The 20,452-nt window shown below is 60.2% G+C and carries 22 protein-coding genes and 1 pseudogene; 4 read left to right on the forward strand and 19 right to left on the reverse strand.

Going from position 1 to position 20,452, the window contains the following annotated elements; genetic code table 11:
• Window positions 1-27 precede the first annotated feature (27 nt).
• Window positions 28-963, reverse strand: a complete 936-nt coding sequence (locus FW800_RS05935; RefSeq protein WP_005790014.1) for a chemotaxis protein CheV — start codon at window positions 961-963, stop codon at window positions 28-30.
• Window positions 964-1,511: 548 nt separating this feature from the next.
• Between FW800_RS05935 and FW800_RS05940 the strand changes: the two genes are divergently transcribed.
• The 3 genes from FW800_RS05940 (at window position 1,512) to FW800_RS05950 (ending at window position 3,836) form a co-directional block, all read left to right on the forward strand.
• Window positions 1,512-1,961 (forward strand): hypothetical protein, encoded by a 450-nt coding sequence (locus tag FW800_RS05940; RefSeq protein WP_103733692.1) that lies wholly within the window; start codon window positions 1,512-1,514, stop codon window positions 1,959-1,961.
• Between the two features lie 325 nt (window positions 1,962-2,286).
• Window positions 2,287-3,180, forward strand: a complete 894-nt coding sequence (locus tag FW800_RS05945) for a sensor histidine kinase (RefSeq protein ID WP_032880081.1) — start codon at window positions 2,287-2,289, stop codon at window positions 3,178-3,180.
• A complete protein-coding gene (locus tag FW800_RS05950; RefSeq protein ID WP_446437213.1) occupies window positions 3,177-3,836 on the forward strand; it encodes a response regulator in 660 nt (219 codons plus the stop codon). The genes FW800_RS05945 and FW800_RS05950 overlap by 4 nt, the downstream gene beginning before the upstream one ends.
• Here FW800_RS05950 and yegS read toward each other — a convergent pair.
• From yegS to FW800_RS06030, 16 genes are all read right to left on the reverse strand, one after another.
• Window positions 3,795-4,715: a lipid kinase YegS gene (gene yegS, locus FW800_RS05955; protein WP_032880078.1), complete on the reverse strand. Its 921-nt coding sequence runs from the start codon at window positions 4,713-4,715 to the stop codon at window positions 3,795-3,797. The genes FW800_RS05950 and yegS overlap by 42 nt on opposite strands.
• 146 nt (window positions 4,716-4,861) lie before the next feature.
• On the reverse strand, window positions 4,862-5,254 hold the full coding sequence (locus tag FW800_RS05960; protein WP_005790023.1) for a DUF2802 domain-containing protein: 393 nt from the start codon (window positions 5,252-5,254) through the stop codon (window positions 4,862-4,864).
• On the reverse strand, window positions 5,255-5,737 hold the full coding sequence (locus FW800_RS05965) for a chemotaxis protein CheW (protein ID WP_005790025.1): 483 nt from the start codon (window positions 5,735-5,737) through the stop codon (window positions 5,255-5,257).
• A gap of 79 nt (window positions 5,738-5,816) precedes the next feature.
• A complete protein-coding gene (locus FW800_RS05970; protein WP_446437214.1) occupies window positions 5,817-6,608 on the reverse strand; it encodes a chemotaxis protein CheW in 792 nt (263 codons plus the stop codon).
• Window positions 6,608-7,396, reverse strand: coding sequence for a ParA family protein (locus FW800_RS05975; protein WP_005790028.1), 789 nt, complete (start codon window positions 7,394-7,396; stop codon window positions 6,608-6,610). The genes FW800_RS05970 and FW800_RS05975 overlap by 1 nt, the downstream gene beginning before the upstream one ends.
• Before the next feature lie 51 nt (window positions 7,397-7,447).
• Entirely contained in the window at window positions 7,448-8,335 is an 888-nt protein-coding gene (gene motD / locus FW800_RS05980; protein WP_446437215.1) for a flagellar motor protein MotD, read from the reverse strand.
• Window positions 8,336-8,351: 16 nt separating this feature from the next.
• A complete protein-coding gene (locus FW800_RS05985) occupies window positions 8,352-9,092 on the reverse strand; it encodes a flagellar motor protein (RefSeq protein WP_005790033.1) in 741 nt (246 codons plus the stop codon).
• Window positions 9,092-10,222 (reverse strand): protein-glutamate methylesterase/protein-glutamine glutaminase, encoded by a 1,131-nt coding sequence (locus FW800_RS05990; RefSeq protein ID WP_446437216.1) that lies wholly within the window; start codon window positions 10,220-10,222, stop codon window positions 9,092-9,094. The genes FW800_RS05985 and FW800_RS05990 overlap by 1 nt, the downstream gene beginning before the upstream one ends.
• A gap of 48 nt (window positions 10,223-10,270) precedes the next feature.
• The gene (locus FW800_RS05995; RefSeq protein WP_446437217.1) at window positions 10,271-12,448 is read right to left on the reverse strand and encodes a chemotaxis protein CheA; all 2,178 of its coding nucleotides are present in this window, start codon (window positions 12,446-12,448) and stop codon (window positions 10,271-10,273) included.
• A gap of 11 nt (window positions 12,449-12,459) precedes the next feature.
• Entirely contained in the window at window positions 12,460-13,248 is a 789-nt protein-coding gene (locus tag FW800_RS06000) for a protein phosphatase CheZ (RefSeq protein ID WP_032880071.1), read from the reverse strand.
• Window positions 13,249-13,266: 18 nt separating this feature from the next.
• Window positions 13,267-13,641, reverse strand: coding sequence for a chemotaxis response regulator CheY (locus FW800_RS06005; protein ID WP_003192908.1), 375 nt, complete (start codon window positions 13,639-13,641; stop codon window positions 13,267-13,269).
• 167 nt (window positions 13,642-13,808) lie between these two features.
• Window positions 13,809-14,549 carry an RNA polymerase sigma factor FliA gene (gene fliA / locus FW800_RS06010; RefSeq protein WP_005790042.1) on the reverse strand — a complete coding sequence of 247 codons (741 nt, stop codon included), beginning with the start codon at window positions 14,547-14,549 and terminating at the stop codon, window positions 13,809-13,811.
• Complete coding sequence (fleN, locus tag FW800_RS06015) at window positions 14,546-15,379, reverse strand: flagellar synthesis regulator FleN (RefSeq protein WP_003192912.1); 834 nt, start codon at window positions 15,377-15,379, stop codon at window positions 14,546-14,548. The genes fliA and fleN overlap by 4 nt, the downstream gene beginning before the upstream one ends.
• A gap of 105 nt (window positions 15,380-15,484) precedes the next feature.
• Entirely contained in the window at window positions 15,485-16,801 is a 1,317-nt protein-coding gene (gene flhF / locus FW800_RS06020; protein ID WP_005790047.1) for a flagellar biosynthesis protein FlhF, read from the reverse strand.
• Window positions 16,802-16,812: 11 nt separating this feature from the next.
• Window positions 16,813-18,927 carry a flagellar biosynthesis protein FlhA gene (gene flhA / locus FW800_RS06025; protein ID WP_446437298.1) on the reverse strand — a complete coding sequence of 705 codons (2,115 nt, stop codon included), beginning with the start codon at window positions 18,925-18,927 and terminating at the stop codon, window positions 16,813-16,815.
• Window positions 18,928-19,075: 148 nt separating this feature from the next.
• Entirely contained in the window at window positions 19,076-19,282 is a 207-nt protein-coding gene (locus FW800_RS06030) for a cold-shock protein (RefSeq protein ID WP_446437218.1), read from the reverse strand.
• 486 nt (window positions 19,283-19,768) lie between these two features.
• Here FW800_RS06030 and FW800_RS06035 point away from each other — a divergent pair.
• A pseudogene (locus FW800_RS06035) lies at window positions 19,769-19,873 on the forward strand (DUF6124 family protein); the annotation flags it as partial.
• Window positions 19,874-19,985: 112 nt separating this feature from the next.
• On the opposite strand, the gene FW800_RS06040 reads toward FW800_RS06035, so the two are convergent.
• Window positions 19,986-20,189: a cold-shock protein gene (locus FW800_RS06040; protein WP_032880068.1), complete on the reverse strand. Its 204-nt coding sequence runs from the start codon at window positions 20,187-20,189 to the stop codon at window positions 19,986-19,988.
• A gap of 18 nt (window positions 20,190-20,207) precedes the next feature.
• Window positions 20,208-20,432, reverse strand: a complete 225-nt coding sequence (locus tag FW800_RS06045) for a hypothetical protein (RefSeq protein WP_032880067.1) — start codon at window positions 20,430-20,432, stop codon at window positions 20,208-20,210.
• Window positions 20,433-20,452: the final 20 nt, after the last annotated feature.

Below are 20,452 nucleotides of genomic sequence, written 5' to 3' on the forward strand. Positions count from 1 at the left end.
CCTGGGAAACAAAGTGTCATCCTAAAGTCAGGCGGGCACTTCGTCCAACATCAGTCGCTCGCGCACCACATCCACCAGCTTGTCCGGCTGGAATTTGGAGAGGAAATTGTCGCAGCCGACCTTTTTCACCATTGACTCATTGAAGCTGCCCGACAGCGAGGTGTGCAGCACCACATAGAGGCCGCGCAGGCGCGGGTCGTTGCGGATTTCGGTGGTGAGGCGGTAGCCGTCCATCTCGGGCATTTCGGCGTCGGTGAAGATCATCAGCAGCTTGTCGGTCATCACCTGGCCGCTGTCGGCCCAGGCTTTGAGCATGTTCAACGCCTTGAGACCGTCGCTGGCGATGTGCATCTTCACCCCCAACTGTCCCAGGGTATCGCGCAACTGCGACAGCGCCACGTTGGAGTCGTCCACCAACAGCACTTCGCGACCACGGGCACGTTCGAGCACCGGGTCTTCGAGTTTTTCCCGCGAGACCTTGGCGTTATAGGGCACGATCTCGGCGAGGACTTTTTCCACGTCGATGATTTCCACCAACTGGTCATCGACCTTGCTGATGGCAGTAAGGTAGTGCTGGCGACCGGCGCTGGTCGGCGGCGGCAGGATGGCTTCCCAGTTCATGTTGACGATGCGGTCAACGCCGCCCACCAGAAACGCCTGCACCGAACGGTTGTATTCGGTGACGATGATGGTGCTGTTGGGCCCCGGCACCAAAGGGCGCATACCGATGGCCTGGGACAAGTCGATCACCGGCAAGGTCTGGCCCCGCAGGTTGACCACCCCGCACACGAATGGGTGGCGCTGGGGCATCAGGGTCAGCTTGGGTAACTGCAGCACTTCCTGCACTTTGAACACGTTGATCGCGAACAACTGCCGACCGAAGAGGCGGAACATGAGAATTTCCAGGCGATTCTCACCCACCAATTGCGTGCGTTGATCTACCGTGTCGAGAATGCCGGCCATTAAAAGCTCCTGGTGTACACGCCGCAGGCGCGTTGAGAGGGTGTGCAGTCGTATAGGTACATTATCGGCGGCAAGCGCCGGACCTTGACCCCAATAAAATGCCATGTAAATCCATTGATGTCACACTGACATCATGCTTTACTGCTTCGGCCCTTGATACTGTTTCAAGGCGCCGTGCGCGACAGTCGAACCGACGTGCAGTTCCACCATATAGGGGGTTCCCCTATACGCAATCAGGCCCAACCTGATATTCGCGATATCTAATAGCCATTAATGTGACGCCATTCTCATTGCATGAATGGAGTCAGGCTTTTGTTTGCCATCCCCAGCCCTTGGCCCACGGGCCTTTCAGGCACTCACGTATCGGCAACTGAAGTCGTGTCATCCCGCACCCCAGGGGCTACATACGACTTTCGTGAGCATTTCAATAAACGTCCTACTGAAACATCGGAAGCGACCTACAAGTCCAAGTCGTATTTCAGCGCTAGTTTTAAGCCATTCACCCGGTGCGACATCTCATCACCCGACCTTACGTTGCGGAGACTTGCATGATGAATAGCGCAAACGAATGGCAAACAGCACTTCTCGCGTTTCTGGGCGAGGCTCAACTGCTTCTGGGCAAATCCGAAGAGTGTTTGAGCCATCTGCATTTGATCCGCAACGACAGCGACGCCATCGACTGCATGAAAGCCAGCTTGGCCAAACTGGCTGAAAAAGCCGATGGCCTGGCGCTGCAGGCAATCAGCGAGTTCTCGGGGCATCTGCAAAATCTGATCGCCAATGCCCAAAGCCCTCTGCAGTTGCATGACGAGGCGCTGGACGCGCTGCATGACTGCCTGACCCTGCTGGCCTGGCAACTGGAACTGATCGACACCCGCACCGGTGAACTGAGCCTGGATGACAGCGAGCAAACTTCATTGATCGCAACGGTTGCCTTGCAGATCCCGCAAAAGGATTTGAGCCGTACACCGCCGCAGCATCTGCATCATGGGTCGTGAGCGTCGTGCAGGTCGTATTTAACTGCCGAGTTATCTAAAAACGACCGGCTTGGACGCAATGGGAAAATATCAATTAGCCATCAATGTAATAATTATACAAACCAACTTCGTTAATACAACTTTCCGCTTTCAACTCTGGGATTAACGGCCAGAGTATTTGTGTGGGCCATAAACCAATCAGGCGACCAACGGTAAGCGGGGTGGTACTATGCCCCGCTCGAAGTGATTTAACTTCAACATGCTTAAAGACGATTTGGCAGCGCACTCCAAACAGAGCCCGGTCAACCGGCCTCACCGCAGTGAACCCTCATTGGCTCCATCCGCTATGTACGCGAGTTTCAAGTCACTTATCGCCAGGTCCGTGTCCCGCAGCCATGTGCGCCGACTCACCCTTGCGCTGTGCCTGTGCTCATTGCTGGGCAGCCTGTGGGCCTATCTGCAGGACGCGCCGCTGCCGTTGCCGATCCTGCTGCTCAACTTCGCCACGCTGGTGGTGGTGGGGCTGCAACAGTGGAATTCGCGCAAAGCCATCAAGTTCGAGCCCCAGGAGCTGGCCGACCGCTTGCTGCAAGTGCAGGAGAACGAACGCCACCGGCTCAGCCGCGAACTGCATGACGATATCGGCCAACTGCTGACCGCCGCCAAACTGCAAAGCGAATGGTTGCAGCGCCGCCTGCCCCCGGACCTGAACACCCATTGCACGGTGCTGTGCAATACGCTCAATGAAACCCTGGCCAAGGTGCGCGACGTCTGCGCCATCCTCAACCCCCGCCAACTGACCAGCCTGGGCCTGGAAGCCAGCCTGCGCGCGCACCTGCTCAAGACCCTGGAAAACACCCAGGTGTGCTGGAGCCTGGAGTGTCAGCAACGGCTCACCGGCATCCCCGAAGAAGTGGCCGTGGCGGCCTTTCGCATCACCCAGGAAGCGGTGACCAACATGCTTCGCCATGCAAAGGCGCGCAACCTGCTGGTGCGCCTGCAACGCCTGCCTGAAGGCCTGTCGCTGATGATCTGCGATGACGGCCAGGGGTTCTCGCCTGCCCCCGACCCGGGCCGGGAAGGTCAACGGGGCATGGCCGGTATGTGCGAACGGACACACCAGCTGGGGGGCACCTTTTCCATCAGCAGCCAGCCTGGCAACGGCACCCGTATCAACGCACTTTTCCCCTGGGCGCCCCGCGCTCTCGAACGGGCCAGCGCCCCTAAGGTTCTCGAGTGACCTGCAATTTACTCCTGGTGGATGACCACGCACTGATTCGCGCCGGTGTGCGTGCGCTGATTCTGGATATTCCCGGCTACAGCGTCATCGGCGAAGCCAGCGATGGCGCACAACTGCTGGCGCAATACAGCGCCTTGCAGCCGGATATCGTGCTGCTCGATCTGTCGATGCGGCACACCGGTGGGCTGGATGCCTTGCAGCAACTCAAGCGCTTTTACCCCAACTGCAAGGTGCTGATTCTGTCGATGCACACTGAACCAGACCTGATCATGCGCGCGCTGGAGTCCGGAGCCCACGGCTACCTGCTCAAGGACACCACCGCCAACGAGTTGGAACATGCCCTGCTGGCCCTGCGTAACAACGAACGCTACCTGAGCCCCGCCATCGCCCACACGGTGATCAACCAGGCGCTGATCCGCAGCCAGAGCCCCAGCACCCCCGTTGCCCACGGCCATAACCTGACGGCGCGGCAACTGGAGATTTTGCGTTTGATCGTACGTGGCAAGTCCACCCGGGAAATCGCCCAGGGCCTGGGTCTGAGCATCAAGACTGTAGAGGCCCATCGCTCGCAGATCATGAAGCGCTTGCAGATTTTCGACGTGGCGGGCCTGGTGTTATTCGCCGTGCGTGAGCAAATCATCAGCCTGGACGACTAACGGCGAACCCAGCGGCAGATGCACGCGAAGCGCCTTGGGCAACGCTTCGAAATGCAGGTCGTCGCCTTCCAGCGGCTCGCCATCGAGGTTGATGTACAAGCCTTGGGCGACCTTGATATTGACCCATGGCAGACGTGCGCGAACGAACATGGTGTCCAGCCCCCAGCCATTGTTCATCAATTCACGCAGGGTGCCGACCACTTCCTGGGGGGCTGGCAGGATGCTGACGTCGAGCAATCCATCATCGGCCAATGCGCCGGGGCACAGGACATGCCCGCCACCGGCCTGGCGACCGTTGCCGATACCCAGCGCGAGCAGCTCGCCTTTCCAGTGGAAATCCGGGCCTTCCAGCTCCCCGTAGGCAGCCTTCAATTCACTGAAGCGCGACAAACCAGTGAACAGGTAGGCGGCGCCGCCTAGGACTTTCTTCAGGTCTTCGGAGGTGTTGGCCGTGACCTGGCTACCGAAACCGCCGGTGGCCATGTTCAGGAAGATCTGCCCGCCCACCTGGCCGAGGTCGATGGCCTTGGGCTCGACATCAAGCAACGCCAGGGCGCCGGCCGGTTCCAACGGCACGCCCGCGGCCTTGGCAAAGTCATTGGCGGTGCCCAGGGGCATCAACACCAGGCTGGCGTCGGCCTTGGCCAGCGCCATGGCCTCGGCCACATCGCGCAGCGTACCGTCGCCGCCGCCGGCGATGATATGGGTGTAGCCGTCAGCCAGGGCTTCATCGACCAGCCGCTGGGCATCACCACCCTCCCACGTCACCCGCACCGCCAACTCCCAACCCTGCTCACGTCGGGCCAGCACGGCGGCACGCACGTCCTCGTTCAGGGCTTGTTTGCCGTGAAGGATCAACAGGGCTTTGGGGGTGGTCATTTGAGGGTATCTCCTGGGTCAAGGTGCTTGAAGGATGTTGACCCTTGGAGAACGGGAAAAGTCTGTGGATGGAGAAAAATTGACTGATGATCAAAAGGTGGGAGGGGGCAAGCACCCTCCCACCTTTTGATCATCAGTCAACCGAATCAGCTCTTGTGCAATTTGCTCATCAACTGCGCCTCGGCCTGGGTCAAGCCGCACGACTGGGTCAGTTCGTCCACCGTCGCCCCCATCCCCACCAGCTTGGCCGCCTGGGCAAAGGACAGGTTCGAAGGGTCGCGCTGTTCCAATTGCACCAACTTATCCGGCAAAGGCCCGAGAATCGCGCGCAGTTCATGCACTTCATCGCCGACCCGCACCGCACTCTGCTGGTAATGATCCACGCGCTTGACCAGCTCCAGAATGCGCCGATCACGCACGGCATCGCGTTCGGCCTGTTGCAAGGCCAACTCCCGTTGCTGACGCATATAGCGCAGTACAAACGCCAAGGTCCCGGCCCACAACAGGGCCAGGACAATCACCGCTGCCTCAAGGAACAATCAGATGCTCTCCAGTTCCGACCACTCTTCTTCGCTCATCATCTTGTCCAGCTCAACCAGGATCAGCAGTTCGTTGTTCTTGTTGCACACGCCCTGGATGAACTTGGCCGATTCTTCGTTACCGACATTCGGTGCGGTTTCCACTTCCGATTGGCGCAGGTAAACCACTTCGGCCACGCTGTCGACCATGATCCCGACCACTTGCTTGTCGGCTTCGATGATCACGATACGGGTGTTGTCGCTGACTTCAACCGTGTCCAGGCCAAAACGCTGGCGGGTGTCGATGACTGTCACCACATTGCCACGCAGGTTGATGATGCCCAGCACATAGCTCGGTGCACCCGGTACCGGAGCGATCTCGGTGTAGCGCAGCACTTCCTGCACGCGCATCACGTTGATGCCGTAGGTCTCGTTGTCGAGTTTGAAGGTAACCCATTGCAGGATCGGATCATCCAAACCTTGTGCGGACGCTGACTTGTTCATTCGTGTAACCCCTTCAAATGCCGCTATCGACGGCGTGTATGCTATTGCGCCGCGCAACCGCACGGCCCTTATTGTTCAATCAACTACGTTTGTTCTGTGGCATCGCCTTGACCGCACCGCTGGCAATCAACTCGGCCAGTTCAGCGACATCCAGCAATGCGCACATGTGCTCAATCACGGTGCCCGCCAGCCAGGGGCGCTGGCCGCGGTGGCTGCGCCATTTGATTTCATTGGGGTCCAGGCGCAACGAGCGGCTGACTTGATGCACCGCCAGCCCCCATTCGTAGCCCTGCACCGAAATCACGTATTGCAGGCCCTGGCGGAAATCGTCGCGGTAGCGGTCGGGCATCACCCAGCGCGCGGTATCCAGCACCTTGAGGTTGCCGGCCTGGCTGGGCAGGATGCCGAGAAACCACTCCGGCTGACCAAACAGCGGTGTCAGCTCCTGGCCTTCCAAAGAATAGATCGAGCCCAGGCACACCAGCGGCACTGCCAGGGTCAAGCCGGCGACGTCGAACAGCAGGCACTCGAACGGCTCGGCCGCCCAGGCCGGGCGGCCGTCACCGGTTACCGGCGGTGGCGTGATACTCGGCGGCAGGTGCACGTCCACCACCGGTTCGACCACCATCGGCGCCACCACCGCAGGGGTGATCGGCACCACGACTGGAGCCTCCACCACCTGCGCATCGCGCGCCTGCTCTTCCATGACGGCCTGCTGGAATTCGTCCAGCGTAGTGTCAGGCTCTACAGCAGGCTCAAGTACCAGAATCGGTTCCGGCAGCGCTTCGTCAGTCGCATCCTGCAGCAGGGCATCCAAGTAGGATTCCAGCGCCAGTTGCGGCCGGGTCTTGAATTCGACAGGACGGTTCATCACGCCACCTGCGCCACAAGCTGCTGCGACAGCAGATGCTTGAGCAACGCACGGTAGGCCAGCACACCACGGCTCTTGCCATCGAACTGCGACGGCGTGAGCCCTGCACGGCTGGCATCACGCAGGCGCGTGTCTACCGGGATGTAGCCGTTCCAGATGGTGTCCGGATAGGCATCGCGCAATACACGCAAAGTGCTGAGGGATGCCTGGGTACGGCGGTCGAACAAGGTCGGCACGATGCTGAACGGCAGCGCCTGTTTGCGCGAACGGTTGATCATCGCCAGGGTGCTGACCATGCGTTCCAGGCCCTTGACCGCCAGGTGCTCGGTTTGCACCGGGATCACCAATTGCTGGCTGGCCGCCAGGGCGTTGACCATCAGCACGCCCAGCAACGGCGGGCTGTCGATGATCGCGTAGTCGAAATCCTGCCACAGCTGCGCCAGGGTTTTGGCGATCACCAGGCCCAGGCCGCTCTGCCCCGGCGACTGGCGCTCAAGGGTGGCCAGCGCGGTGCTCGATGGCAACAGCGAAATGCTCTCGTTGCTGGTGGGTAGCAGCAATTGCCCGGGCAAATCCGCCGGCACGCTGCCCTTGTGCAGGAACAGGTCATAGCAGCTGTGTTCCAGCGCATCCGGGTCGTAGCCGAAATAGCTGGTCATGGAACCGTGGGGGTCGAGGTCGACCACGACCACACGCTTGCCCGCTTCGGCCAGCAAGCCGGCTAAGGCGATGGAGGTGGTGGTCTTGCCGACTCCACCCTTTTGATTGGCAACTGCCCAGACTCTCATTCGGTTGGTTCCTCCCGGCGGGCACAGGCGCGACCGAGACATGGCATAAGGTTATTGAGCCGGTGACGGAGAATTGACGGCGCTTGCCCGAACCGGCGACTTTGCAGGGGCCGGTGCAGTTTGTGTGCCAGCGCGCTTCAACGCCGCATCCGGTGTTGCATTGGCCGTGCCGGTGCCGGTCAGGCTGCGACGTACGTCCAGGTTGCGCGACACCACCAGCACCACCCGGCGGTTGCGTGCCCGCCCTTCCACTGTGGCGTTATTGGCCACCGGCTGGAATTCACCATAGCCCACCGACGCCAGCCGCTGAGGGTTCACACCCTGCATGGCCAACATGCGCACGATGCTCGATGCACGGGCCGATGACAGTTCCCAGTTGGTCGGGTACTGCGCGGTGCTGATGGGAAAATTGTCGGTGAAGCCTTCCACGTGGATCGGGTTTTCAAACGGTTTGAGGATTGCCGCCACCTTGTCGATGATGGTGAACGCCTGGTCACTGGGCAACGCATCGGCACTGGCAAACAACAGGCTGGAGTTGAGTTCGATCTCCACCCACAACTCGTTGCCGCGTACGGTCATCTGATTGGAACTGATCAGGTCGCCAAAGGCGGCACTGATGTCGTCGGCGATGCTTTTGAGCGGGTCACTGGTGCCGCCGACACCGGCAGCGATCTCATCGCTGTCGTTAACCAGCGGCTTGGCCGGGGTGACGGTCTTGGGCCGCTCGTCACCGATGGGAATCGGCTTTAGCGCACGCTCGGTATCGTTGAACACGCCCACCAGCGCCTGGGAAATGATCTTGTACTTGCCTTCGTTGACCGACGAAATCGAATACATCACCACGAAAAACGCAAACAGCAAGGTGATGAAGTCCGCGTAGGACACCAGCCAGCGCTCGTGGTTGACATGTTCTTCAGGCTCGCGACGGCGACGGCTCACAGGCGGTTCCTCCCCATCAATCCATGAAGCCCTGGAGCTTCAATTCGATGGAGCGCGGGTTCTCACCTTCGGCAATCGACAGGATGCCTTCAAGCAGCATTTCGCGATAACGCGACTGGCGCATGGCAATCGACTTGAGCTTGCTGGCCACCGGCAACAGCACCAGGTTGGCACTGGCCACGCCGTAGATGGTCGCCACAAACGCCACGGCAATACCGCTGCCCAGTTGCGAAGGATCAGCCAGGTTGCCCATCACGTGGATCAGGCCCATCACCGCGCCGATGATGCCGATGGTCGGCGCGTAGCCACCCATGCTTTCAAAGACTTTGGCCGCATTGATGTCACGGCTTTCCTGGGTGTAGAAATCCACCTCCAGGATGCTGCGGATCGCTTCCGGCTCAGCGCCGTCCACCAGCAATTGCAGGCCCTTGCGTGCGTAGCTGTCGGGCTCGGCATCGGCCACGCCTTCCAGGCCCAGCAAACCTTCCTTGCGGGCAGTGAGGCTCCAGTTGACCACGCGGTCGATGCCGCCGGGCAGGTCGACCCGTGGCGGGAAAATGATCCACACCAGGATCTGCATGGCCCGCTTGAACGAGCTCAGCGGCGACTGCAACAGCGCCGCGCCCACGGTGCCACCAATCACGATCAGCGCCGCCGGGCCATTGGCCAGGGCGCCGAGGTGGCCGCCTTCGAGGTAGTTGCCGCCGATGATGGCGACAAATGCCATGGTGATCCCGATCAGGCTCAAGACATCCATCAGAGGCAGGCCTCCACCAGATGCTTGCCGATGTCGTCCAGGCTGTAGACCGCGTCAGCCAGGTCAGCCTTGACGATGGCCATGGGCATGCCATAGATCACACAGCTGGCTTCGTCCTGGGCCCAGATGGCGCTGCCACCTTGCTTGAGCAGGCGTGCGCCTTCACGGCCATCGGCGCCCATGCCGGTGAGCACCACCGCCAGAACTTTGTCACCGTAGGACTTGGCCGCCGAACCGAAGGTGATATCCACACACGGCTTGTAGTTCAAGCGCTCGTCGCCCGGCAGGATTTTGATCGCACCACGGCCGTCCACCATCATCTGCTTGCCACCCGGCGCCAGCAGCGCCAGGCCAGGACGCAGGATGTCGCCATCCTCGGCTTCCTTGACGGTGATCCGGCACAGCTTGTCCAGGCGCTCGGCGAACGCCTTGGTGAACGCCGCGGGCATGTGCTGCACCAGCACAATCGGCGCCGGGAAGTTGGCCGGCAGCTGGGTCAACACCCGCTGCAAGGCCACCGGGCCACCGGTGGAGGTACCGATGGCAACCAGCTTGTAAGCCTTGCGCTTGGGCGCTGGCGAATGGGTGCTCGGTACAGCGGCGGCACGTACCGGCGCCACCGCAGGCCGAGCCACCGGCGCAGGGGCCGGGCGTGCAAACGATGAGGTCGGTGCAGCCGCTACGGGCGCAGGCGTAGGTGCCGGCGCAGGTGCACTGAACAGGCTGCGACGGTTACTGCGGGAAATGCTGTGCACCTTCTCGCACAGCATCTGCTTGACCTTGTCGGGGTTGCGCGAGATGTCTTCGAAATTCTTCGGCAGAAAGTCCACCGCGCCGGCATCCAGCGCGTCGAGGGTCACCCGTGCGCCTTCGTGAGTCAGCGACGAGAACATCAATACCGGGGTGGGGCAGCGCTGCATGATGTGACGCACGGCGGTAATGCCGTCCATCATTGGCATCTCGTAGTCCATGGTGATCACGTCCGGCTTCAACGCGATGGCCTGATCGATCGCCTCTTTACCGTTGGTGGCCGTGCCGACCACCTGGATCGTTGGATCGGCGGAAAGAATTTCCGAGACGCGGCGGCGGAAGAAACCCGAATCGTCCACCACCAGGACCTTGACTGCCATAAACACTCCGTTAGGTGGGGCGGGCATGACCGCCCTGCCCCACCAGAATCAAATACGCCGTGCGGCGTAACGCTTGAGCATGCTTGGAACATCGAGAATCAACGCGATCCGACCGTCACCGGTAATGGTTGCGCCCGACATGCCCGGGGTGCCCTGCAGCATCTTGCCCAAAGGCTTGATCACCACTTCTTCCTGGCCCACCAGTTGATCGACCACAAAGCCGATGCGCTGGGTGCCCACGGACAGAATCACCACATGGCCTTCACGCTGCTCTTCATGCTTGGCCGACGCCACCAGCCAACGCTTGAGGTAGAACAATGGCAATGCCTTGTCGCGCACGATCACCACTTCCTGGCCGTCCACCACGTTGGTGCGCGACAGGTCGAGGTGGAAAATTTCGTTGACGTTGACCAGCGGGAAAGCGAACGCCTGGTTGCCCAGCATCACCATCAGGGTCGGCATGATCGCCAGGGTCAACGGCACCTTGATGACGATCTTGGAGCCCTGGCCCTTGGTCGAGTAGATGTTGATCGAGCCGTTGAGCTGGCTGATCTTGGTTTTCACCACGTCCATGCCGACGCCACGGCCGGACACGTCGGAAATCTCGGTCTTGGTCGAGAAGCCCGGGGCGAAGATCAGGTTGTAGCACTCGGTGTCGGTCAGACGGTCGGCGGCGTCCTTGTCCATCACGCCGCGCTTGACCGCGATATTGCGCAAGATGGTCGGGTCCATGCCTTTGCCGTCATCGGTGATCGACAGCAGGATGTGGTCGCCCTCTTGCTCTGCGGCCAGGATCACCTTGCCGTTACGCGACTTGCCGGCGGCTTCGCGTTCTTCCGGGGTTTCTACCCCGTGGTCGACCGCGTTGCGCACCAAGTGGACCAGCGGGTCGGCGAGGGCCTCGACCAGGTTTTTATCCAGGTCGGTTTCTTCGCCCACCAGTTCCAGGTTGATTTCTTTCTTGAGCTGGCGCGCCAGGTCGCGGACCAGGCGCGGGAAGCGGCCAAAGACTTTCTTGATCGGCTGCATCCGCGTTTTCATCACGGCGGTTTGCAAGTCGGCGGTGACCACATCGAGGTTCGACACGGCCTTTTGCATGGCTTCGTCGCCGCTGTTGAGGCCCAGGCGCACCAGGCGGTTACGCACCAGCACCAGTTCGCCGACCATGTTCATGATGTCGTCCAGGCGTGCGGTATCGACCCGCACGGTGGTTTCGGCTTCACTGGCGGGCTTTTCCGCCGCGGCCGGTGCCGCTGCACGGGCAGGTGCCGGCGCGGGTGCTGGCTTGGCGACTGGCGCAGGTGCTTTGGCAGCCGCCGGTGCGGCAGTGGCGACCGCTGCGGCGGCAGCCGGGGCCACTTCGGTGAACTTGCCTTTACCGTGCAACTCGTCCAGCAGCGCTTCGAACTCGTGATCGGAGATCAGCCCGTCGTCGGCAGGCCCGGCCTTGGTGGTCGGGGCGGCAGCCGTGGCCGCGACTTCCGGCAGGGCTTCGGCCACAAAGGTGCCTTTGCCATGCAGTTGGTCGAGCAGTGCTTCGAACTCATCGTCGGTAATGTCGGTGCTGGCATTGGCATCCGGCACTTGCGGCGGCGCCACAGGGGCCACGGCATCGGCCGCGAACTGGCCTTTGCCATGCAACTGGTCGAGCAGGGATTCGAATTCTGCGTCGGTAATGTCTTCGCTGGTCGGCGTGGCGACAGGTGCAGCCGGCGCTTCAGCCTCGGCCTTGACCGCATTGAGCGAGTCGAGCAGCTGTTCGAACTCGCTGTCGGTCACGTCCGGCTCGGCTTCTACCACCGGCTCAGGCGCCGCTTGCACAACCGGCGCAGCAGCAGCCGGTTCAGCCAGGCGCGCCAGGGCGGCCAGCAGTTCCGGGGTAGCCGCCGTGATGGGCGCACGTTCACGCACCTGGCTGAACATGCCGTTGACCGCATCCAGTGCTTCGAGAATCACGTCCATCAATTCCGAATCAACGTGACGCTCACCCTTGCGCAGGATGTCGAACACGTTCTCGGCGATGTGGCAGCACTCCACCAGTTCATGGAGCTGGAGGAAGCCGGCGCCCCCTTTTACAGTGTGAAAACCGCGAAAAATTGCATTGAGCAGGTTCGCATCATCCGGTCGGCTTTCCAGCTCGACCAGTTGCTCGGACAGTTGCTCTAGAATTTCGCCGGCCTCTACAAGGAAATCCTGAAGGATTTCTTCATCGGCGCCGAAGCTCATGGGTGTGCTCCTTAGAAGCCTAAACTGGATAACAGGTCATCTACGTCATCCTGACCTGACATAACGTCTTCACGTTTATCGGCATGAATCTGCGGACCTTCACCCTTGGCGAGATGTTTTTGTGGATCTTTTTCCGAGAGGATCGCTTCGCGGTCGTGTTCGATGCCGGCAAAACGGTCGACCTGGCCGGCCATCAGCACCAATTTGAGCAAGTTGCTTTCCACTTCGGTGACCAACTGGGTCACGCGCTTGATCACTTGGCCGGTGAGGTCCTGGTAATCCTGGGCCAGCAGAATGTCGTTGAGGTTGCTCGCCACCGTACGGTTCTCTTGCTCGCTGCGCGACAGGAAACCGTCGACCCGACGCGCCAACTCACGAAATTCCTCAGCGCCCACTTCACGGCGCATGAAGCGGCCCCAGTCAAGGCTCAGGGCCTGGGCTTCGCTGGCCATGCCGTTGACCAGAGGCGTGGCGTTTTCCACCAGGTCCATGGTGCGGTTGGCAGCGGCCTCGGTCAGCCTGACCACATACGACAGGCGCTCAGTGGCATCGGTGATCTGGGAAATTTCTTCGGCCTGGGGCATGCGCGGGTCAATCTGGAAATTGACGATTGCACTGTGCAGCTCGCGTGTGAGCTTGCCCACTTCCTGGTACAGGCCGCGGTCACGGGTCTGGTTAAGCTCATGGATCAACTGCACCGCATCGGCGAACTGGCCTTTTTCCAGGCTGTCGACCAACTGGTGAGCATGTTTTTTCAGGGTCGACTCAAAGTCGCCCTGTGACGTTTCGTTATGCTCCATAGCTCCCCCGCGATGGCATTAGCCGTGGATGCGTTCGAAGATTTTCTCGATCTTCTCTTTCAAGGCCAGTGCCGTGAATGGCTTGACCACGTAACCGTTGACCCCGGCTTGGGCGGCTTCGATGATCTGTTCACGCTTGGCTTCGGCGGTCACCATCAGCACAGGCAGGCTGCGCAGTTTTTCATCGGCACGCACATGGCGCAGCAGGTCGATACCGGTCATACCCGGCATGTTCCAGTCGGTTACCAGAAAGTCGATGCTCCCGCTGTTGAGGATCGGAATCGCCGTCAGGCCGTCATCCGCCTCGACCGTGTTGGTGAACCCAAGGTCACGCAACAGGTTTTTAATGATCCGCCGCATCGTTGAGAAGTCATCAACGATGAGGATTTTCATGTTCTTGTCCAATTCGACCTCCAAGCAGTCTTAAACGCGCCCAGCACCTGGACGCGCCATTTCAATCAACAGGCGTTACACAAAAAGGACTGCCCAGGGCACCACGGTACTCACCCGCAAAACCCTGCGGTTTCGCGGTAGCGTCTGCAGTGTCCCCACACTGCCTGTCAGCGCGCGCGCCACTCTCCCAATCGCCCCCGCAAGCGGGCTGCGCACTGGCTATGCAATTGGCTGACACGCGACTCGCTGACCCCCAGGACCTCACCGATTTCCTTGAGGTTCAGCTCTTCGTCGTAGTACAGCGCCAGCACCAGGCGCTCACGCTCGGGCAAGTTGGCAATCGCGTCCGCCAACGCTTTCTGGAAACGTTCATCTTCCAGATCGCGCGACGGTTCAAGATGTGCACTCGCGCCGTCCTCGTGCAGCCCTTCGTGTTCGCCGTCCTGTAAAAGGTCGTCGAAACTGAACAGGCGGCTGCCCAAGGTATCGTTCAAAATCCCGTAGTAATCGTCGAGACTCAATTGGAGTTCGGCCGCAACTTCATGATCTTTAGCGTCACGACCGGTTTTTGCTTCAATTGCACGAATTGCATCACTGACCATGCGGGTATTGCGGTGTACCGAACGCGGCGCCCAATCGCCTTTACGCACCTCGTCGAGCATTGCGCCACGAATACGGATACCCGCATACGTCTCGAAACTCGCACCCTTGCTCGCGTCGTATTTGGTCGACACTTCAAGCAGGCCGATCATGCCAGCCTGGATCAAGTCCTCGACCTGCACGCTCGCCGGCAGGCGCGCCAACAGGTGATAGGCAATGCGCTTGACCAGAGGCGCATAGCGCTCGATCAATTCGCCCTGGCTGTCACGTGCCGACTTTTTGTAAAGGTTGTAGCCGCTGGATGTCATAGCACCGGTCCCGCACTCGTCTGATGCACCAAACGCTCGACGAAAAACTCCAGATGCCCCCGCGGATTGGCGGGCAACGGCCAGGTATCGACCTTCTGGGCAATGGCCTTGAACGCCAGTGCGCATTTCGAACGAGGGAACGCTTCGTAGACCGCACGCTGCTTTTGCACGGCCTTGCGCACACACTCGTCATAGGGAACTGCGCCGACGTATTGTAAAGCCACATCGAGGAAGCGATCCGTGACCTTGGTCAACTTGGCGAACAGGTTGCGCCCTTCCTGCGGGCTCTGGGCCATGTTGGCCAGCACGCGAAAGCGGTTCATGCCGTAGTCACGGTTAAGCAGTTTGATCAGCGCGTAGGCGTCGGTGATGGAAGTGGGTTCGTCGCACACCACCAGCAGCACCTCCTGCGCGGCGCGCACAAAGCTGACCACCGATTCGCCGATCCCGGCGGCGGTGTCGATCACCAGCACGTCGAGGTTGTCGCCGATATCACTGAAGGCCTGGATCAGCCCGGCATGTTGCGCGGGGCTCAGGTGCACCATGCTCTGGGTGCCCGAGGCAGCCGGCACAATACGAATGCCACCGGGCCCCTGGAGCAGCACATCGCGCAGCTCACAGCGGCCCTCGATCACATCGGCAAGGGTATGTTTGGGTGTCAGCCCCAGCAGAACGTCCACGTTCGCCAAGCCCAAATCAGCATCCAGCAGCATGACGCGACGGCCAAGCTCTGCCAGGGCCAGGGACAAATTCACTGACACGTTAGTTTTGCCGACGCCACCTTTGCCGCCGGTCACCGCGATCACCTGTACGGGATGCATGCTGCCCATTTTATTTCTTTACCTTGTCTTGCTTAGACGCAGGCTACATGGCTTGGCCGCTTGAAACGCTTGCAGACCATCGATGTAGGTACATTTCACGGTGTTCATCCTGCCTCAACCGACCCGTTTTGCCGGGTGGTGGTAAAGGTCGGCGAACATATCGGCCATCGCTTCCTCGCTAGGCTCTTCTTGCATTTGCACACTGACGGCACGGCTGACCAACTGATGACGGCGCGGCAGATGCAGATCATCAGGGATCCGCGGCCCGTCGGTCAGGTAGGCGACCGGTAATTCATGACTGATGGCCAGGCTCAACACTTCGCCCAGGCTCGCGGTTTCGTCGAGCTTGGTGAGGATGCAGCCGGCCAGACCGCAGCGTTTGTAACTATGGTACGCGGCGGTAAGAACCTGTTTCTGGCTGGTGGTTGCAAGCACCAGGTAGTTTTTCGACTTGATGCCACGCCCGGCCAGACTTTCGAGCTGCATACGCAGGGCCGGGTCGCTGGCTTGCAGGCCGGCGGTATCGATCAGCACCACGCGCTTGCGCAGCAGCGGGTCGAGGGCATTGGCCAGGGACTGGCCCGGGTCGACGTGCGTCACCGGCACATTGAGGATGCGGCCCAGGGTCTTGAGCTGCTCCTGGGCGCCGATGCGGTAGCTGTCCATGCTCACCAGGGCGATATTCTGTGCGCCGTACTTGAGTACGTAGCGTGCGGCCAGCTTGGCCAGGGTAGTGGTCTTGCCCATGCCGGCGGGGCCGACCATGGCAATCACACCGCCCTCTTCCAGGGGTTCGATTTCCGGGGTGGCGATCATGCGCGCCAAGTGCGCCAGCAACATGCGCCAGGCCTGACGCGGCTCTTCGACTTCGGCGGTCAAGGCCAGCAGGTCGCGGGACAAAGGGCCGGACAAGCCGATGCGTTGCAGGCGGCGCCACAAGTTGGCTTGCTGGGGCTTGCTGCCTTGCAGTTGCGTCCAGGCCAACGAGCCCAGCTGCACTTCCAGCAGTTCACGCAGGCCATTGAGTTCAAAGCGCATCGAATCGAACACACGCTGGTCGACAGCAGCAGCCGGGGCGGGCGCGGCTGGACGCGGCGGTTCGACAAATGTCGGCTCTACCAGCGGCTCGGCGGCGGTCAGCGGCAAGCCGGCAAACAACTGGCGATTGGTGCTGGCATCGCTGTCACCGCGCATGCTCAGTTCAGCCTGGGCCGACACAATGCGCGAGGCGGTCTTGCGCAGCTCGTCTTCGAGCTCCATGTTCGGCACGCGCGGGGCCAGCGCCTGCGGCGTGTAATCCAGGGCAGCCGTCAGCTCGACACCGCCGGCGATACGACGGTTACCGATAATCGCGGCATCGGCGCCCAGCTCATCACGGACCAGTTTCATGGCCTGACGCATATCGGCGGCGAAAAAACGCTTAACTTGCATAACCCACTACCTCAGCCATTGGGCCCAACTGTCGCGACGATAGTCACTTGCTTATTGTCAGGAATTTCCTGGTAAGCCAACACGTGCAAATTCGGTACAGCCAGGCGTCCAAACCGCGACAACATCGCCCGAACCGGGCCGGCCACCAGCAGGATCACCGGGTTGCCTTGCATTTCCTGGCGCTGTGCGGCGTCGATCAACGAACGCTGCAGCTTTTCAGCCATGCTCGGCTCCAGCAAAACGCCCTCTTCCTGGCCTTGCCCTGCCTTCTGAATACTATTGAGCAATATTTGTTCCAACCTGGGTTCCAGGGTGATCACAGGCAGCTCGGACTCAATGCCTACAATGCTTTGCACGATTGCACGGGACAATCCGACGCGCACCGCCGCCACCAGAGCGGCAGTATCTTGACTCTTGGCGGCATTGTTGGCGATGGCCTCGGCAATGCTGCGAATGTCACGCACCGGCACCTGCTCGGCCAACAGCGCTTGCAGCACCTTGAGCATCTGCGACAGTGTCAGGACACCCGGCACCAGCTCTTCGGCCAGTTTCGGTGAGGATTTGGCCAGCAAGCCCATCAATTGCTGGACTTCCTCGTGACCGATCAGCTCGTGGGAGTGCTTGTAGAGAATCTGGTTGAGGTGCGTGGCAACCACGGTGCTGGCATCCACCACGGTGTAACCCAGCGATTGCGCCTGGCTGCGCTGGCTGACTTCGATCCACACCGCTTCCAGGCCAAAAGCCGGATCTTTGGCGGTAATGCCGTTGAGCGTGCCGAACACCTGCCCGGGGTTGATCGCCAGCTCGCGGTCCGGGTAGATCTCGGCTTCGGCCAGGATCACGCCCATCAGGGTCAGGCGGTAGGCACTGGGGGCCAGGTCGAGGTTGTCGCGGATATGCACGGTGGGCATCAAAAAGCCCAGGTCCTGGGACAGCTTCTTGCGCACGCCCTTGATCCGCGCCAGCAATTGCCCGCCCTGGTTGCGGTCCACCAGCGGGATCAGGCGGTAGCCGACCTCCAGGCCGATCATGTCGATCGGGGTCACATCGTCCCAGCCCAGCTCCTTGGTTTCCTGGGCGCGGGCCGGGGATGGCAGCAGATCCTGCTGGCGGGCAATCTCTTGCTGGGCCTGGACCTTGACCGCGTTCTGCTTTTTCCAGAACAGGTAAGCTGCGCCGCCGGCCAGGGCCGCCATGCTCAGGAACGAGAAGTGGGGCATACCCGGCACGATGCCCATGATCGCCATGATACCCGCCGCCACGGCCAGTGCCTTGGGCGAGGCGAACATCTGGCGGCTGATCTGCTTACCCATGTCTTCGGAGCCCGAAGCGCGGGTAACCATGATGGCCGCAGCTGTCGATAACAACAGTGATGGCAATTGCGCCACTAAACCGTCACCGATGGTCAGCAAGGCGTACACCTTGCCCGCATCACCGAAGGTCATGCCGTGCTGGAAGATACCGACGGCCATGCCGCCGATCAGGTTGATAAACAGAATCAGCAGGCCGGCGATGGCGTCGCCGCGCACAAATTTGCTGGCACCGTCCATGGAGCCGTAGAACTCGGCTTCCTGGGCGACTTCCGCCCGGCGTGACTTGGCCTGGTTCTGGTCGATCAGGCCGGCGTTTAGGTCGGCGTCGATGGCCATCTGTTTGCCGGGCATGGCGTCGAGGGTAAACCGCGCGCTCACCTCGGAAATCCGCCCGGCGCCCTTGGTCACCACCACGAAGTTGATGATCATCAGGATCGCGAACACGACGATACCGACCACGTAGTTGCCGCCGATCACTACCTCACCGAACGCCTGGATCACCTTACCGGCAGCGGCATGGCCGTCCTGGCCGTGAAGCATCACCACCCGCGTGGACGCCACGTTCAGCGCCAGGCGCAGCAGGGTCGCCACCAGCAGAATGGTCGGGAATACCGCGAAATCCAGCGGCCGCAGCGCGTACACGCACACCAGCAGCACGACGACAGACAGGGCAATGTTGAAGGTGAAGAACACATCGAGCAGGAACGGCGGCATCGGCAACATCATCATTGCCAGCATCACCAGCAACAACAACGGCACACCCAGATTGCCCCGCGACAGGTCAGTCAGGGTGCCACGGGCCGTGTTGAGCATTTGAGAGCGATCTACCACCGGTATTCCTCGTGTCCTTGAAGCAAAGTTTTGACGCTGGGAGGCGACTTGGAGGCGGGGTTGCAAGAAGCCTTCCAACTTTTGCTCAAGAGAGAGAATACCGATGGATAGATTTTCTACCGCAAGTCAATTAACTGAGGACAACATTTACCGCAACATATTTGCCCTCGTCAGCTTTCCACTGGGTATCGAATGTCACTGACTTATTAACTGAAAGTGAATCGAAGCTGTCGCGCGAGTCAGTTCTCCAAGCGTCATATTGAGCCTGCTCGCGATCATCTACGACAATTGCATACCCTTTGCTAGGGTCGAACACCTTAATTTTTCCTGAAGGCATGATGACTCTCCTTTGTTCATCGGTACCGCACCCCTTGTGCGGTGACACACCCTTATCTAAGCGTAGAAACACAGCGCGGAGTACTGTCAATATTGACAGTTTTTCACTGGTTCCCGACGAGTGGTAGAGCTGCCAATGGGGCCGCTACTGCTGGTTAATCAACTGAGTGTGGCTGGCTGTATACAAATCAGGTGTGGGAGGGGGCTTGCTCCCGATAGCGGTCAGGCCCGGATCAGGTGCCTGACACACCGCTATCGGGAGCAAGCCCCCTCCCACATTTTTAGCTGTGTGCGGTCGATGCTACCGAGGAAATTTCTGACAAGGATTTGGGGTTGCCCCTAGGAAATGCGCTGTCTAGTCTCCGTACACCGCTGCAAACGCAGCGGACGGGCGTCGCGGCCCGGATTACCTAGGAGCAAAAGCACCATCTCCCTTTCAATAAAAGGAGCTTCACAGTGATCAAACCCGCCCCAAATTCCCCCATAACGAGAGGAATTGCTCGGCGTTGCGCAGTTGATCGAACTGGCGCAATTACTGGCTGATCGCCTGCACCTTGGCGCCACAATGGCGGGCAAAGCAAGCAGCGGATAATACGGATAAGGGTGGGAGCTGGCTTGCCTGCGATTGCGGTGTGTCAGCCACTGGGATATTGGCTGTGAGTCAGCCATCGCAGGCAAGCCAGCTCCCACCTGTGATTCAGTTTCTAAACTGGCCGTATATTCTCAGCCTGTGGGCCTTTTGGACCTTGCGTGATGTCAAACTCTACTTTTTGATTCTCCTCCAGGCTTTTGTACCCAGCCGTCGCAATTGCCGAGTAATGGGCAAACACATCGGGCCCTCCATCATCTTGGGTAATAAAACCAAACCCCTTCTCCGCGTTAAACCACTTCACCGTGCCAGTTGCCATTGCCATTCTCCCTACACTTCACTTGAGACCCGGTTCACCTGGGTTGCACAGTTTGACGGGCAACGCATAAATACCCTCGGGTCGATGGACCATTTGGAACTCCATGCGCTTGCCAAACCACAGCGCAGTGCAACGCCAGTCTCTGCCATTGATAAACACATCCTCTCCCCCGCCATCGGGCTTGATCAACCAATCGCCTCTGAGCCAGACGTAATACCTGACCGTACCCGTAACCACCTTCACAACCGCTCTCCCTGCATCTC

Source organism: Pseudomonas sp. 910_23 (genome assembly GCF_052850795.1).